The sequence below is a fragment of the Methylosinus sp. PW1 genome (genome assembly GCF_000745215.1).
In the GTDB taxonomy this organism is placed as follows: Bacteria; Pseudomonadota; Alphaproteobacteria; order Rhizobiales; family Beijerinckiaceae; genus Methylosinus.
This window is the reverse complement of sequence record NZ_JQNK01000002.1, coordinates 230,435-244,386: the sequence shown is the minus strand read 5'-3', so window position 1 is coordinate 244,386 and position 13,952 is coordinate 230,435. Positions and strand designations below refer to the sequence as shown.

At 66.0% G+C, this 13,952-nt stretch carries 17 protein-coding genes and 1 tRNA gene; 7 read left to right on the top strand and 11 right to left on the bottom strand.

The annotated features are described in order from the left end of the window. Positions 1–46: 46 nt before the first annotated feature. Positions 47–742 (bottom strand): alpha/beta hydrolase, encoded by a 696-nt coding sequence (locus K369_RS01635; RefSeq protein ID WP_036286766.1) that lies wholly within the window; start codon positions 740–742, stop codon positions 47–49. 167 nt (positions 743–909) lie between these two features. Here K369_RS01635 and K369_RS01630 point away from each other — a divergent pair, with 167 nt between their 5' ends. From K369_RS01630 to K369_RS25125, 3 genes are all read left to right on the top strand, one after another. Further along, positions 910–1,101, top strand: coding sequence for a hypothetical protein (locus tag K369_RS01630; RefSeq protein ID WP_026191360.1), 192 nt, complete (start codon positions 910–912; stop codon positions 1,099–1,101). Positions 1,102–1,213: 112 nt separating this feature from the next. Further along, a complete protein-coding gene (locus tag K369_RS01625) occupies positions 1,214–1,528 on the top strand; it encodes a hypothetical protein (RefSeq protein ID WP_036286763.1) in 315 nt (104 codons plus the stop codon). A gap of 131 nt (positions 1,529–1,659) precedes the next feature. Continuing rightward, entirely contained in the window at positions 1,660–4,155 is a 2,496-nt protein-coding gene (locus tag K369_RS25125; protein WP_198032992.1) for an esterase-like activity of phytase family protein, read from the top strand. Positions 4,156–4,177: 22 nt separating this feature from the next. Here K369_RS25125 and K369_RS01615 read toward each other — a convergent pair whose 3' ends face one another. From K369_RS01615 to K369_RS01600, 4 genes are all read right to left on the bottom strand, one after another. Beyond that, on the bottom strand, positions 4,178–4,999 hold the full coding sequence (locus K369_RS01615) for a TetR/AcrR family transcriptional regulator (protein WP_036286760.1): 822 nt from the start codon (positions 4,997–4,999) through the stop codon (positions 4,178–4,180). 98 nt (positions 5,000–5,097) lie between these two features. Next, positions 5,098–5,922: a pyrroline-5-carboxylate reductase gene (proC, locus tag K369_RS01610; RefSeq protein ID WP_036286757.1), complete on the bottom strand. Its 825-nt coding sequence runs from the start codon at positions 5,920–5,922 to the stop codon at positions 5,098–5,100. Between the two features lie 5 nt (positions 5,923–5,927). After that, positions 5,928–6,431, bottom strand: coding sequence for a YbjN domain-containing protein (locus K369_RS01605; RefSeq protein ID WP_018265800.1), 504 nt, complete (start codon positions 6,429–6,431; stop codon positions 5,928–5,930). A gap of 451 nt (positions 6,432–6,882) precedes the next feature. After that, positions 6,883–7,416 (bottom strand): L,D-transpeptidase, encoded by a 534-nt coding sequence (locus K369_RS01600; protein WP_051948714.1) that lies wholly within the window; start codon positions 7,414–7,416, stop codon positions 6,883–6,885. Positions 7,417–7,637: 221 nt separating this feature from the next. Here K369_RS01600 and K369_RS01595 point away from each other — a divergent pair, with 221 nt between their 5' ends. Then, positions 7,638–8,507, top strand: a complete 870-nt coding sequence (locus tag K369_RS01595; RefSeq protein WP_036286751.1) for a methyltransferase domain-containing protein — start codon at positions 7,638–7,640, stop codon at positions 8,505–8,507. A 5-nt stretch (positions 8,508–8,512) separates the two neighbouring features. Here K369_RS01595 and K369_RS01590 read toward each other — a convergent pair whose 3' ends face one another. Beyond that, positions 8,513–8,884 carry a protease inhibitor I42 family protein gene (locus K369_RS01590; protein ID WP_051948711.1) on the bottom strand — a complete coding sequence of 124 codons (372 nt, stop codon included), beginning with the start codon at positions 8,882–8,884 and terminating at the stop codon, positions 8,513–8,515. A gap of 2 nt (positions 8,885–8,886) precedes the next feature. Continuing rightward, positions 8,887–10,203 (bottom strand): glycosyltransferase, encoded by a 1,317-nt coding sequence (locus K369_RS01585; protein WP_051948709.1) that lies wholly within the window; start codon positions 10,201–10,203, stop codon positions 8,887–8,889. On the opposite strand from K369_RS01585, the gene rlmN reads away from it, so the two are divergent. Next, the gene (gene rlmN, locus K369_RS01580; RefSeq protein ID WP_371033279.1) at positions 10,178–11,452 is read left to right on the top strand and encodes a 23S rRNA (adenine(2503)-C(2))-methyltransferase RlmN; all 1,275 of its coding nucleotides are present in this window, start codon (positions 10,178–10,180) and stop codon (positions 11,450–11,452) included. The two genes, K369_RS01585 and rlmN, sit on opposite strands and share 26 nt — an antisense overlap. Before the next feature lie 43 nt (positions 11,453–11,495). After that, entirely contained in the window at positions 11,496–11,930 is a 435-nt protein-coding gene (locus tag K369_RS01575; RefSeq protein WP_036286746.1) for a hypothetical protein, read from the top strand. A 26-nt stretch (positions 11,931–11,956) separates the two neighbouring features. Here the strand turns inward: K369_RS01575 and K369_RS01570 are convergent, their stop codons facing one another. From K369_RS01570 to K369_RS01560, 3 genes are all read right to left on the bottom strand, one after another. Next, the gene (locus K369_RS01570) at positions 11,957–12,211 is read right to left on the bottom strand and encodes a hypothetical protein (protein WP_036286744.1); all 255 of its coding nucleotides are present in this window, start codon (positions 12,209–12,211) and stop codon (positions 11,957–11,959) included. 112 nt (positions 12,212–12,323) lie between these two features. Continuing rightward, positions 12,324–12,821, bottom strand: coding sequence for a disulfide bond formation protein B (locus K369_RS01565; RefSeq protein WP_036286742.1), 498 nt, complete (start codon positions 12,819–12,821; stop codon positions 12,324–12,326). After that, positions 12,818–13,399, bottom strand: a complete 582-nt coding sequence (locus K369_RS01560) for a YqaA family protein (RefSeq protein WP_198032991.1) — start codon at positions 13,397–13,399, stop codon at positions 12,818–12,820. Before K369_RS01560 ends, K369_RS01565 begins: the two co-directional genes overlap by 4 nt. A 161-nt stretch (positions 13,400–13,560) precedes the next feature. On the opposite strand from K369_RS01560, the gene K369_RS01555 reads away from it, so the two are divergent. Continuing rightward, a tRNA-Leu gene (locus K369_RS01555) sits at positions 13,561–13,645 on the top strand. A 37-nt stretch (positions 13,646–13,682) separates the two neighbouring features. On the opposite strand, the gene K369_RS01550 is transcribed toward K369_RS01555, so the two are convergent. After that, positions 13,683–13,895 (bottom strand): SlyX family protein, encoded by a 213-nt coding sequence (locus tag K369_RS01550; protein WP_036286739.1) that lies wholly within the window; start codon positions 13,893–13,895, stop codon positions 13,683–13,685. Positions 13,896–13,952 lie beyond the last annotated feature (57 nt).

Sequence of the window (13,952 nt, the reverse complement as noted above, 5' to 3'; positions counted from 1 at the left end):
CTTTCGCAATGTGCCTGACCTCGTCCCGCAAGAGCCGTGCCGAGCCTCAATGCGCGTGATCGTGATCGTCGTGATCGTGGTCATGATCGTGATCGTCCTCATGCGCCGCGCTCTTCTTGTGCACGACATGCTCGGTGAGGAAATCGCCGGCCGCGATCACCCCGTCATCGTCCATCGCATGATCGAGGCCCTTGCGCGTCATCGACAAGACCTTGGCTCCCTGCCCCGTCAGCGCGGCCTTTGTCTCACGCACGGCGGCGAGCGGCGAGATCGCGTCGGCGTCGCCATGGATCAGCAGCACGGGCGGCGCGCCATCGGGGCCGATAGAAGGCGCCGCGCCATAAGGACCGCCGGCGAAGGCCACCACCGCCGCCGCCGGCCCCGGCCGCGCGACACCGGCGAGCAGCGCAAGAGTCGCCCCCTGTGAGAAGCCGACCAGCGCCAGATGCGAGGCCGGCAGCCGGCGCTTCGCCAGCGCCGCCTCGAGAAAGCGCTCCAGCGCCGCCAGTCCTTTGGCGAGCCCATCCGGGTCAGTGGCGTCGAACCAACGCTTCACACCATCGACGCTGGCGGGCGCCTCGGCGGAGAGGAACTCGGCCTTGGGCATGGTCGGCGCCCAATTGAGCGCGTGATCGACCATGGTCTGCCCGTCGGCGCCCTCCCCATGCAGCATCACGACGAGAAAAGCGGGCTTGCCGCAGGAGAGAGCGGCCAGCGCCGGCCCTTCCACAATATCGGTCATGGGGTGCGTCCTCCGTGCGCCGGCGCCCCGCCGGCCCTAGAGCGCGGTTCAATAAGCATGCCGCCGAAAGTCTCGTCATATGGCGCCCAATCTGCTTCTCCACGCTCGCGCCGGAGACGGACCGGCGCACCGTGAGAACAAATGCAGCAAAGCAACAGGAGGACCGCGTGGCGGACTACAAAGTAACGGTCGAGGAGCAGGCCGACGGAAAATGGGCCTGCTTCCTGCACGTTCCGGGCGAGGAGCCGTATAATCTCGGCAAATCCTTCAAGAACGAGGACCGCGCCGAGGCGTGGCTCACCGTCGGCGAAGCGACGACCGCGATCGACATGGCGGTGGCCAAGCTCACCAAGAAGTGAGCCTGCGGGGAGGGCCGCGATGTGCGCCTGTCGGCTATCCGACAGGCGATCCCGGCCCTTCGTCCATTTTGTCCCGCGCCGCCGAAGCCGCGCGCAGCAAGGAGCGAAAAAAATGGCCGTTGATTTGAAGGGCGATTGGACTGACGCCGACATTGCGAAGCTCATCGGCTCGGTCGTCGACGACCGCGACTGGCGCCTCGAGGTCAGCACGGACGGAATCGCCTCGCTCGCCGACAAGACGGCGCATCCGACCGACGACGCCTATGACAACACGCTCCACTGCTTCCTCGAGACATGGATGCAGGGAACGGATTTCGTCGGTCCCTCGGCCGCCGGCGACAAGGATCTCGTCGGCAAGATCGCCAAGGCGCTGCGCGAGAACTACCCGACGCTCAAGGGCCTGAAATTCGTCTACGTCTCCTTGTGACGCTCGCGCATCGTGGCGCAAAGGCCACAGCGTGAAAAAGTTTCCGTCCTGTTAGCGATCGTGGCCAGACTGTCACGGAATCGTTAACAGGCGGCCATAGACCTCCGGCCAAGCTAAAGCCGGGGGATAAAATGCCTTTTCGTAACTGGTTGCTAGCGTCCATCTCGACGCTCGCGCTTCACGGCGCCGCAATGGCGCAGACCTATCGCACGCCCAATGTCGTCGCCAATGACGGCCCCTCCTCCATCAGCCTCGGCGGCGTGACCTTCACCAATCAAGGCCTCGCCGGAACCGGACGTCTTCCGGCGGGGACGATCGACTTCCTCGGCGACACGCTCGGCTCCTTCTCGAGCCTCGCCATCGACCCTTATTCCTGGCGGCGCAGCGGCTCGACTTTCGTCGCGACCATGCTCGCCCTGCCCGACCGCGGATTGAACGATCCGGCCAATGGCGTCTTCTCCGACTATGCGGGTCGGCTGCTGCGCTTCAATATCGCCTTCTCGCCCTATTCGGGCGCGAATCTCCCCGCCTCGACCAGCTCGCAGAATCAGGTGCAGATAACGCCCGACGGCGGCGTTCTGCTGCGCGACAATCAGGGCAAGACATTCACCGGCGCCGATTCTGGGACGGGAGCCGTCAATCTCTTCGGTCGCCTCACGCCGAGCCCTTCCGCCGGCTCGATCGGCGCCGGCAAGCTATCGCTCGACGCCGAGGGGCTGGCCTTCAAGACCGACCGCAGCTTCTACGTCAGCGACGAATACGGCCCATCGATCTTTTATTTCGACGCCAAGGGCAATCTCGTCGGCTCGGTCGGAGTTCCGTCGGCGCTGCTGCCGCGGACCAATGGCGCGATCGACTTCAACTCGCTCAATGCGCCGCAGACGGGACGCCGCAACAATCAAGGCCTCGAGGCGGTCTCGGTCAGCCCGGACGGCAACCGGCTTTTCGCGATCCTGCAGAGCGCGACGATGCAGGATCAGGCCTCCGGACAGCAGACGCGCAACAATACGCGCATCCTCGTCTATGACATCTCGCTCAATCCGACGCCGTCGGCGCCGGTCGAATCCTATGTGCTCCAGCTGCCGACCTACAGGCTGAACGGCGATGGCGGCGCGGCGAACCGCACTGCGGCGCAGAGCGAGATGGTGGCGCTCAACGACAAGCAGTTCCTGGTGCTGGCGCGCGACGGAATCGGCCAAGGCTCGGCGGGCGGCAATCCGATCATGGTCAAATCCATCTATCTCGTCGATATCGGCAATGCGACCAATGTCGCCGGCACGACCGCCGATACGGCGGCCGGCGGCCAGGTCGCGCCCAATGGCGTGCTGAATCCGGCGATCACGCCGGCGCAATCTGTCGAGCTCGTGAACATGCTCAACACGACGCAGCTCGCCCGCTTCGGCCTCAATCTGAACAATGGCGCGCCCGGCCAGTCGGCGCAATCGCAGCTCACTCTGTCAGAGAAATGGGAGGGCATGGCGCTCGTCCCGACGCTCGTCGAGGGCCGGCCGAACGACTTCTACCTCTTCGTCTCCAACGACAATGATTTCACCACGACCAATGGCGTGATGCAGGGACAGAGCTATAACTCCGGCCAGAACAACGACAATATGGTCCTGGTCTATCGGCTCACTCTGCCGACCGCCGTCGATCCGCTGTTCCTCAAATCCATGCGCGACACGGCGCCTCAGGTGCTCGGCCGCATCGACGCGGGCGCGCTCGGACTCGCCTCCAGCGCCGCCGCGCCGGTCATCGCGCAGCTGCAATCGATTCGACGCGCGCAGAGCGGCGTCTTCGCGGCGCAGGGCCTCTCGACCTGGCTCGGCGGCAATGTCGATTTCGGTCCCACTGTGTCGCAGCCGGGGCTCGACGGCGACCGCACGCTCTATGGCGGCTCCTTCGGCGTCGATTATGGCTGGAAGGAAATTCGCGTGGGCGTCGCGGCGACGGTGCGCGCAGGCCAATATGGCGGTGGCGCGCTCGGCTATTACGACATTGCGCCGACCGTCTCGCCGAGCGTCTACGCCGGCTATTTCGGCGATCTCTTCTATCTGCACGGAACGGCGACCTTCTCGCCGGATGTCGGCTTCTCCGACATTCGGCGCCTGGGCGCCTATGGCCTCACCGGCGTCGGCCGCACCAGCGTCGACTCCTTTGCGTTCGGCGGCGAGATCGGCGCGAAGCTGAAGCTCGACGCCTTCCAATTCACGCCCTTCTTCGGCGTGACGCAGACCCATGCGACCATTCGCGGCTATACGGAGAGCGGCGCGGCCGGCGGCAATGTCGTCTATCCGGAGCACTCGACCTATGCGACGACGCTGCGCTTTGGCGGCGAGGTCTCGGCCTCTTTCCTCGGCGTCAATCCTTGGGTGCGGGTCGCCTATAATGAGATGCTCGACCGCGATCCCAGGCGCGTGAACGTCAGTCTCGCCGGCGTGCTCAGCCAAATGGCGACGCAGACGATCCTCATTCCGACCTATGATCGCAACTCCGTCACGGTCGGCGTCGGCGCGCAGGGCGATCTCGCGCCGAATATCGGCTGGCGCGTCGGCTATGACGCCGATGTCGCGACTCGCAACGGGGCCGTCGCCCATTCGGTGACGACGGCCGTGCGCATAGGCTTTTGATGAAAGCGGGACGACGCCGCCGTCAAGCGGTGGCGTCGTCCGGATGCCGGCGGCCTTCGCCTTGGTGATGGCCCTCGGCGTGAGGATGGTCTTCGGCGTGGTGATGCCGGCGACGCGCCTCCTCATAATCTTCCTCGAACTCGTCGTCGCGGTCGCGCGCATGATGGCGGTGACGACGGCGGCCGGTCATTCCGCGGAACACCGCCCGCGCCAGACCGCGCAGCGGCGAGGTCAAGCGGCTCACATCCTCGATCCGCTCGATCACCGCCTCGCTGCGCGAGAGCTCACGGTCGAGCGCGGCCTTGGTGCGGCACAGCTCGACGTCGCGATCGTCGAACCAGGTCCCGAGCACGCGCCACCAGGCGATGGCGAGGCCCTGCAGCTTCAACGCGCCGAGCGCGCCTTCGCTGTCTATGTCGGCGGCCTCCAGCATGAAGCGCATGGAATTGACCGTCTCGCGATTGAGCGCGGCCGCCGCCAGCGGATCGGTCGAGGCCCATTGCGACACCGATTCCAGCGCATTGCGATAGGGCTCCAGCGCCTCGAGACGGCGCAGCAGCACCTCATAGAGCCGCTCCTTGGCGGGCTCCGAGGCGTAGCGGCCGGAAAAATCCTCCAGCACCTGCCGGTCGATCTTGCGCGAGAAAGCCGCGAGCACGGCGCCTTTGGAGGGAAAGCTGTCGCGGAAATCCGCGAGCGAGACATCGGCGTCCTGGGCGATGTCGGAAATCGCTATATCCTCGAAGGCGCGGCGCGCCGCCAGCCGCATCAAGGATTCGACGATACGGTCGCGGACCGAGCCGCTCCCATTGCCTGTTTCGTTGGTCTTGCCGCCCGTCGCCATCGCCGCCTCCTCACATCGCTCGAAGCCAGCCGCTTCCAAGTTAATTTATGCAAGCTAATTTAGGGTGATTTCGCCAAATCGGAAGCGCCTCGCGCCGCTCAGCCGGACAATTCCCCGGCCCGCCGCTTCGCCGCGGCGACAGCGCGCTCCAGCAGCGGCGCGAGGCCGTCGTCCGCCATCAGAACCTCGAGCGCGGCGGCCGTCGTGCCGCCGGGCGAGGTGACGTTCTGCCGGAGCGTCGCCGGCGTCGTATCCGCGCTCCGTCGCAATAATTCACCGGCTCCCGAAACGGTCGCGCGCGCCAGCCGCGCCGCCGTCTCCTCCGGCAGGCCGGCCTCGATCCCCGCTCGGGTGAGGCATTCGACGAAATAGAAGACATAGGCCGGACCGGAGCCGGACACGGCGGTCACTGCGTCGACCAGCGGCTCGTTCTCCACCCAGACCACCTCGCCGACGGCGGCGAGCAGCGTCTCCGCCAGCGCGAGATTCTCCGCATCGACGGCGGACGCGGCGAAGGCGCCGGTGATTCCGCGGCCGATTGCGGCCGGCGTGTTGGGCATTGCGCGCACGAAAAGCCGCGCCTGCGGCAGCCGCGCGGAGAGATCGGCGACGCGCTTGCCGGCGAGAATGGAGACGATGAGCGTATCGGCGCCGGCCTCTGCCGCGATCGTCGGCGCGACCTGATCCAGCGCCTGCGGCTTCACGGCGAGCAGAAGAGCGCGCGGGGCCTCGCGATTTTCTGGATTGAGGCGAAAGCCCCGCTCCTGCGCGAGCGCGACGAGCGCCTGCGAAGGCTGCGGCTCGACAATGGAGACGCCCGCGCCCGAAAGCCCGCGAGCCGCCCAGCCCTGCAGCAGGGCGAAACCCATTTTTCCGGCCCCGACCAGGGTGATGGAGCGAGGCAGCTCGGCCGCTTCGGCCATTTGGATCACGCTTCTCCCTTGGTCTCGAAGGTCGCGGTCTCGAGCGCTTCCTTGGCGCCCTTGCCGGCCCAGAGCACGAATTGGAACGCCTGATAATAGCGCTCGCAGGTCTCCAGCGCATGGTCCAGCAGAGCGGCGCATTGCGGGCCGGAGGGCTGGGCGCCGCCGGTCAGCAGCAGGCCCTGGCGGTGCATGACCACCCCTTCGCTCGGCCAAAGGTCGAAATGGCCGACCCAGAGCTGCTCGTTGATGGTGCGGATCAGCGCCTGCGCCTCGGTGCGGCGGCGCTCCGGCACGCGCAGATCGAAGGCGCAGCTCACATGGAGCGTCTCGAGCTCCGCCAGCCAGGTGAAGGCCACATGATAGTCCGTCCAGCCGCCGGCGACCGAGATGGAAATCTCGTCTTCGGCGTCACGATCGAAGCTCCAGTCGTTGGTGGCCGCCAATTGCTCGACGATGTCGACAGGATGCAGGGGACGGTCGAAGTCTTTGTCAGGTGCGATCAGCATGAGCGAAACCTAATGTGAGGGTCGGCCAGACGAGGGCGACGGACGCTTCTCTCTTCAGAGACGCATACGCTGACTGCGAGCCTCGCGTTCCCATTGCTCGGAAACCGCCGACGATAACGAATCGTCCTGCTCGTTCACTATACTCGAAACGATTGAAATGCCGCCGACTCAACTCTTCGTGGGCGCGAACCTCAAGTGCGTTCGTCGATTTGTCGCACAGTGGTGGATTCGTTCCGGCCGGTCTACAGTCGGCGAGCCGACGTCCACAAGCTGAAGCATTCGCGGAACGAAAAACCATGGGACAAGTCTCCCCCGCGCGCCTTGCGCGAAGCTGCGCGACAGCCTTGGACCTGTTCCGCTTTCGTCTTCGGCGAGCGCCGCCCGCTACGATCGGATCGGACAGCGCTCTCTATTCTCTATGCGGGTCTCTAATTCGGGTTCGAAATTCCGATCAGGGCGTCATCACCACCGGGGTGCCGACGCCGACGCGCTCATAGAGATCGACGACATCCTCGTTCAGCATGCGGATGCAGCCGTAGGAAGCGGCCGTGCCGACCGAGGCGCGCATCTTATTGGTGGTGCCGTGGATCGCCACCTGGTTGCGGTCCAGCGTCAGGGCGCGGACGCCCATCGGATTATGCGGCGAGCCGCCATGGATGAAATTGGGCAGCTCGGGATGGTCCTGCTTGACCACAGCCGGCGGAACCCAGTCGGGATTCACATATTTCCCGTCGATATGGGCGTAGCCGGACCATTCCTTGCCGGCCTTTGGCACGGCGACGGGATAGCGAATGGCGGTGCCGTCCCCGTTCACCAGAAACAGGCTGCGCTGGCGGGCGCTGATGACCACCGTGCCCGCCTGAACCGGGGCGCTATACGAGACGACGTTATGCGCCGCGCTCGCCGCCCCCGGCAGAGCGAGGCCGCCGGCGAGCGCCGCCGCGGCCGTGAAGCTCGAAATACGCTGACGAAACGAAATGCACATGACTCACCTTCTCCGAATGGCCGGCGTCGCATTCGAACATGTCGCGCATTCTAGCTTCGGCCACATTCCGCGATAGCCATCCCATAGTTGCGGTTACGGTTTAACACTAAGATTTCCTTACCTGTCTCGCTAAAGCGCGACAAATGCCGAGAAATCCCCGCCTAATTTCCGGCGCGGCGAGCGGCGGTTGCGCGAGGCGCGCGTTCGGGGCATGACGGGGCATGGAGAGAGGACAGTCCGCGCCGGCGATCTTCGATCGCGCTCTGCTGCGTCGCCGGCTGGCGCGGGCCGCGGTGCGCGGCGCGCCGGACTTTCTATTGGCGCGGGCGGCCGACGATCTCGCCGACCGGCTGGCCGGCATAAAGCGCCCCTTCCCCCGCTCGCTCGATCTCTGCACGCCAGCGGCGCATTTCGCGCAGACCGTCGTCGCCGGCGGGCGGCCGGCGCCGCTGCGGGCCGGGCGTTTCTACGAGGCGGGCGTCGATGTCGTCGCCGAGGAGGAGGCGCTGCCCTTCGCGGCCGAGGCTTTCGATCTCATCGTCTCCGGCTTTGCGCTGCAATGGGTGGACGATCTCCCCGGCGCGCTCGCCCAGGCGCGGCGCATGCTCGCGCCGGACGGGCTGTTTCTGGCCTGCTTTCCCGGCGGCGCGAGTCTTATCGAGCTGCGCGCCGCGCTCGCCCAGGCGGAGGACGAGATTTCCGGCGGCGCCAGCCCGCGCGTCTCGCCTTTCGTCGATTTGCGCGATCTCGGTGGGCTATTGCAGCGGGCCGGCTTCGCCCTGCCGGTGACCGACGTCGATTCCTTCACGCTGCGCTATGATTCCATGTTCGCGCTCTGCGCCGAGCTGCGCGCCATGGGCGCCGCCAATGTGCTGACGCAGCGCTCCCGCAAGCCGCTGCGCCGCGCCATTCTGCTGCGCGCGGCGGAAATCTACGCGACGCGCTTCTCCGACGCCGACGGCCGCGTGCGGGCGACGATGGAGCTGGTCTGGCTCTCCGGCTGGGCGCCGCATGAGAGCCAGCAGAAGCCGCTGCAGCCGGGCTCCGCGCAGATGCGGCTCGCCGATGCGCTGAAGCCGAAGGACGGTTAGACCCGCTAGCGCGCCTGAATATCGATCGTCCGCCGCTGAACGGCGCGCTTCTCCCAAGGCCGCTCCTCGACAAAGACGAGGCGCGCGCTCCCAGCTGCGACGGCCTCTATGCGGAAGGAGCGCCGACCCGGCGCGCCCACCAGCGGCCGATCTGGCGCGCCGCCCGCGGGCGTGAAGCCGCCGTCGCCGACCCGCACGATCGCCGGATTTTCGCTCGCCTCGCGATCGAAGCGCCAGACATAGCCAGTGGACGGATTCTCGACGAATTCGATCGTCCGCGTCTCGCCCTTGGCCAGCGACAGGCGCCCCTCCCCGGCCTGGGCCGCGGATAATTCGAGCAAAATCATCGCGATCGCGACAAGAATCGGCTTTGTCATCCTTAAGCCTCGACCGCAATTGCCGCGCATCCGATCAGCTCGGCGATCTTCGCCGCGGCGGCGGCGGCGCCATCCTCGCGGCCGATGCGCTCGGCCGCCTCGCGAGCTTTCTCTCCATGACGCGCGTCGGCGAGCAACGCGCCCAGCTCTGTCGTCAGACGCTCGGCGGCGCAGCGCTCATAGGGCAGCAGCCGCCCGACGCCGAGACGTGCAACGCGCGCGGCATTGTCGTGCTGATCGCCGAAAACGGGGACGACGAGCTGCGGCTTTCCCGCGCGTAGCGCCTGTCCGCAGGTTCCCGCGCCGCCGTGATGCACGATCGCCGCGGCGCGCGGGAAAATCAGCGAATGACGGACATGGCCGGCGACGAAAAGCTGCGGCGGCAGCCCCTCGGCCAGCGCCTCGCGCTCCTCATCGGCGACCAGCAGCACCGCTCGGCGCCCGAGGCTCGACGCCGCGCGGCCGGCGGCGCGGTAGAAGTCCGAGCGGGCGCGGACGACGAAACTGCCCAGCGTCACGACGATCGGCGGTTCGCCCGCGGCGAGAAACTCCGCCAGCCCCGCCGGCAAATCCTCCGCCGCATCGGTGAAGCGATCGTGGAATGTTTGGCCGGCGAGAAAGAGATCGGCCGGATGATCGGGTTGCGGCGGCGCCAGCAGCGGGCTGAGCAGGCCGAGCGTCGCCCGCGCATAGGGACCGCCGGTCAAGAGCGCGCGTCCACGCCGATGCGGCAGGCCGAGCGCGCGCCGCAGCCGTGCGATGGGCCGGCCTTGCCAGGCCAGAAAATGCATCAAGGCGAAGCCGAGCGCCTCATTACAGGCGAGCGCCAGACGCGAGCGCGGCTGCGCCAGAAAGCGCGAGCGCGGGCCGAGCGGCGGATCATAGGCGGAGAGCAGAAAGAGCGGCGAGACCACGCCGTCGAAGAGCGGAACGCCGAGCCGCTCGGCTGCGAGCTTGGCTGAAAAGCAGATGCTATGGGCGACGATCGCCGCCGCGCCCTCGCTGGCCGCGGCGACATCCTCATAGCTCTCGCGCAGATAAGGAAAGATCAGCTCGCGGAACATGAAGCCGTCCTCGCGCGCGACGCGCTCGGCGAGCCCGGCCATGTCCATGCCCAGCCTCTGGGCGAGCTCGTCGACGTCGGGCCGCACGGCGGCGAAGCCGAGCCCCTCGCTCTCGATCCACTCACGATAGAAGAGGCTGGCGGCGATCACCGGGCGAAAGCCGAGGCGCTTCAGCGCGTGCGCGAGCGCCACATAGGGATTGAGGTCGCCGAGCGAGCCGAAGGTCGCTATGACGATTTTCCGCCCGTCTCCCATATCCGCTTCGTTCCCCTCTCCGCCCCATGGAGTCGGCCGGCGCGCATGTTATACTGATTTCTTCCCGAGAAAGAGGACCGAGATGACCGCCGCTTCCGCTTCCGATCCCAGGCCATCGCTCGCCGGCGCCACGCGCGCCGAGCTGGCCGATGCGCTGCGCGCCATAGAGATACCGGAGCGCGAGATCAGAATGCGGGTCTCGCAGCTCTGGCATTGGATCTATTTCCGCGGCGCGCGCGAGTTTTCCGAGATGCTCAATATCTCGAAAGTCGTGCGCGGCAAGCTCGCCGAGCGCTTCACGCTCGCGCTGCCGGAGATCGCCGCCGAGCAGGTCTCCACAGACGGCACGCGCAAATGGCTGCTGCGGCTGGACCCAGTCGACGCGAACGACAAGGGCGCAGAGATCGAATGCGTCTATATTCCCGAGAGCGACCGCGGCACCTTATGCGTCTCCAGCCAGGTGGGCTGCACGCTCAATTGCAGCTTTTGCCACACCGGCACGCAAAAGCTGGTGCGCAATCTGACGACGCGCGAGATTGTTGCGCAGCTTCTCGTCGCGCGCTCGCGGCTCGGCGATTTTCCGGGCCTCGAGCCGCCGACCGACGGGCTCGTGCCCTCGGGGCCGGATGTGCGCGCTGTCTCCAACATCGTCTTCATGGGCATGGGCGAGCCGCTCTATAATCTCGAGCAGGTCGAGAATGCGATCGAGATCATGTCCGACGGCGACGGACTGTCGCTGTCGAAGCGGCGCATCACCGTCTCGACATCCGGCGTCGTGCCGCAGATCGAGAAGCTCGGCGCCGAATGCGGGCCTATGCTGGCGATCTCGCTGCACGCCGTGCGCGATCCGTTGCGCAATGAGCTGGTGCCGCTCAACAAGAAATATCCGATCCGAGAATTGCTCGACGCCTGCCGCGACTATCCCGGCGCCTCCAATGCGCGCCGCATCACCTTCGAATATGTGATGCTGAAGGGCGTCAACGACAGCCCGGCGGAAGCGCGCGAATTGGTGCGGCTGCTGAAGGGTATTCCGGCCAAGATCAATCTGATCCCCTTCAACCCCTGGCCGGGCGCGCCCTATGAATGCTCCGATTGGGAGACGATCGAGCGCTTCTCCGACATTGTGTTCAACGCCGGCTATGCGAGCCCCGTGCGCACGCCGCGCGGCCGCGACATTCTCGCGGCCTGCGGTCAGCTGAAGAGCGAGACCGAGAAGCTGCGAGCGAGGGCGCGGCTCGCGGTGGAATAGAGCGCGCTCGCTCCCGAAGAACGACATCGCCGGAAAGATATCTATGCGAGACATCGTCCCGATCGTCGAAGGACTGGCGAAGGCTCTCGACCGCGATGATTTCGATGCGGCGAGTTGTTTTCTGAGTGAGGATTGCGTCTACGACACCGGCGGCGACGTCGTGACGGGACGCATCGCGATCATCGACTCCTATCGCGCCGCCTCGGCTTGGGCGCATGCGACATTCGATGAAGTCGTCTACGAATCGGAGATCGATCGAGCCGACGTCTCCGACACGTCCGTCGCGGTTATCTATACGGATCGCATACGCAAAGGCGAGCGCTGGCACACGCACAAATGCCGACAAACGGTCGACGTGGACCGCCGATCCGGCGAAGTCGTCGCCATCGCCCATGGCGATTTCGAAGGCGAAGCGGAGCGTCTGAACGCTTTCTTCGCCGCCTGCGGAGTCGTTAGGCGCACACGCGCCGAAAGCTAGCTGCGGCCCGATGTTCGCGGCGCCTGTCAGCCCAAGAGCCGGCGCAGCGCCTCCGCGCTGGTGACGTGGCCATTTGTCGGCGCGCCCTTATTGGCGAGCTTGTCGAGCGTGATGAGAATCTTCGTCAGCTTGTCCTGCATCAGATTGACGTCATTCGCCAATTCATTGAAGCGATTCTCCAGCAGGATGAGATGCCGGCCGAGCGCCCGCGTGTTGGGCGAGCCGTCCGGGCTGGTCTGAACGCCTTGCGTCTGCATGTCGTATTGCTGGAAGACTCGCATGGAATTCTCCGATTTCTCGCGAGCGGGTCGCGCCGCCGATTGAGAATGGACACATCTCTATCGGGCAGAGGATGGCGCGAGCCGGCCCTGCGACAAGGCCGCTCGGAGAATTTCAGCGGTCGCCGCGCGCGGCGCGAAAGGCGATGGCGGCGAGAGCGGCGGAGATCAGCACATTCCAATTGCTGAGCGTGAGCGTGAATATGCGCAGCGCCGGACGATCGCAGCTCACCACTTTCATCTTGTCGAGCGAGGAGCGAAAATCGTCGAAGGAGCCGGCCTTGCTCAGCGCGCCCGTGCATTCGGAGGGGCCGGGAAAGAGCTTCAGCTCGACGCCGGAATGATAGAGCGCCAGCGCCGTTCCCGCCGCGAACAAAAGCCCGAGCAGCGCCAGAGCGACGCGCGCGGCGCCCTCCCCGCCCCGCTGCAGCGCTATGGCCGCAAAGGCGGCGAGCGGAATGCCGGCGTAATAGGGAATGCGCTGCTTCAGGCACAGCTCGCAAGGGGCGAAGCCCATCGCCTCGATGATCCAGGCGCCGCCGATGGTGGCGACGGCGACGCCGAGAATGGCCAGCGCCGCGCGCTGGCGGGTCGAGAGCAGCGCCGCGATCACAGGAATTTCGCCGCGACGATGAAGCCGACGACGACGATCGCCGCCATCACGCCGATGAATAGGCCGAAATGCGCCTCGAGCTTGTCGCGCAGAAAATCGCCGAAATGATTGATCGCCGCCGCGAGGATGAAGAAGCGCGCGCCGCGCGTCACCAGCGAAAGCGCGAGAAACAGGCCGAAATTATAATCCATCAGCCCGGACACGATGGTGACGAGCTTGAAGGGAATCGGCGTCAGCCCCTTCACCAGAATGAAGAGCGCGCCCCAATGGGCGTAGAACGCCCGCAGCGCCTCCATTTTGGCGGCATAGCCATAGAGATCGATGAGCCAGAGGCCGATCGTGTCGTAGAACAGCGCGCCTATGGCGTAGCCGAGCGCGCCGCCAGCCACAGAGGCCACGGTGCAGATGGCGGCATAGAGCCAGGAGCGCTTGGGCTCGGCCAGCGACATGGGCAGGAGAATCACATCCGGCGGGATGGGGAAAAAGGAGCTTTCCGCAAAAGCTATGGCGCCGAGCGCGAAAGGCGCATGCCGGCTGCCGGCGAGCGACATGGTCCAGTCGTAGAGCTTTTTGATCATTTTCCAACCGGTTCTAAGGGCGAAGCGCCCCTCGCTTACCACCTCGCGGCGCCGGAGGCGAGGCTGGCGGCGCATCGGCCGTGCGAAACGCGGAAGCGCGCCTTGACGGAGGCTTCGGCCCGGCTAATATCCGCGCCGCGACGCCGGCCCCGCCGGCCCGCGCCCCTGTGGCGGAATTGGTAGACGCGCTCGACTCAAAATCGAGTTCCGCAAGGAGTGCTGGTTCGACTCCGGCCAGGGGCACCAAAAATACAATAAATTCAATTAGATAAACACCGACGCCTCAATAATGCGGCGGCGGTCGCTCCGGCGCGTCGCGGTGGCCGAGCGTCTGGAACTCCTCGCGCAGGCGAGCGATCTGCCGCTCCAGCGTGTCGATCCGTCGCCATTGCGAGGCGATGACGTCGTTCAGCTCGGCGACGGTCTTGTCCTGATGCGCGAGCGCCGTCTCCAGGGCGACGAGACGAGAGGACAAATCCGAAAGCTCACCGCTCATGAGGGCTCCATTACGCCGCGCATTCCATCGGCCGGCGCGCGCATCCAAGCTTCGATC

What these genes read in the sequence shown, in the direction of transcription:
- K369_RS01635 (WP_036286766.1), bottom strand. Translation starts at nt 742, where the DNA reads ATGACCGATATTGTGGAAGGGCCGGCGCTGGCCGCTCTCTCCTGCGGC.
- K369_RS01625 (WP_036286763.1), top strand. Translation starts at nt 1,214, where the DNA reads ATGGCCGTTGATTTGAAGGGCGATTGGACTGACGCCGACATTGCGAAG.
- K369_RS25125 (WP_198032992.1), top strand. Translation starts at nt 1,660, where the DNA reads ATGCCTTTTCGTAACTGGTTGCTAGCGTCCATCTCGACGCTCGCGCTT.
- K369_RS01615 (WP_036286760.1), bottom strand. Translation starts at nt 4,999, where the DNA reads ATGGCGACGGGCGGCAAGACCAACGAAACAGGCAATGGGAGCGGCTCG.
- proC (WP_036286757.1), bottom strand. Translation starts at nt 5,922, where the DNA reads ATGGCCGAAGCGGCCGAGCTGCCTCGCTCCATCACCCTGGTCGGGGCC.
- K369_RS01605 (WP_018265800.1), bottom strand. Translation starts at nt 6,431, where the DNA reads ATGCTGATCGCACCTGACAAAGACTTCGACCGTCCCCTGCATCCTGTC.
- K369_RS01600 (WP_051948714.1), bottom strand. Translation starts at nt 7,416, where the DNA reads ATGTGCATTTCGTTTCGTCAGCGTATTTCGAGCTTCACGGCCGCGGCG.
- K369_RS01595 (WP_036286751.1), top strand. Translation starts at nt 7,638, where the DNA reads ATGGAGAGAGGACAGTCCGCGCCGGCGATCTTCGATCGCGCTCTGCTG.
- K369_RS01590 (WP_051948711.1), bottom strand. Translation starts at nt 8,884, where the DNA reads ATGACAAAGCCGATTCTTGTCGCGATCGCGATGATTTTGCTCGAATTA.
- rlmN (WP_371033279.1), top strand. Translation starts at nt 10,178, where the DNA reads ATGACGATTTTCCGCCCGTCTCCCATATCCGCTTCGTTCCCCTCTCCG.
- K369_RS01585 (WP_051948709.1), bottom strand. Translation starts at nt 10,203, where the DNA reads ATGGGAGACGGGCGGAAAATCGTCATAGCGACCTTCGGCTCGCTCGGC.
- K369_RS01575 (WP_036286746.1), top strand. Translation starts at nt 11,496, where the DNA reads ATGCGAGACATCGTCCCGATCGTCGAAGGACTGGCGAAGGCTCTCGAC.
- K369_RS01570 (WP_036286744.1), bottom strand. Translation starts at nt 12,211, where the DNA reads ATGCGAGTCTTCCAGCAATACGACATGCAGACGCAAGGCGTTCAGACC.
- K369_RS01560 (WP_198032991.1), bottom strand. Translation starts at nt 13,399, where the DNA reads ATGATCAAAAAGCTCTACGACTGGACCATGTCGCTCGCCGGCAGCCGG.
- K369_RS01550 (WP_036286739.1), bottom strand. Translation starts at nt 13,895, where the DNA reads ATGAGCGGTGAGCTTTCGGATTTGTCCTCTCGTCTCGTCGCCCTGGAG.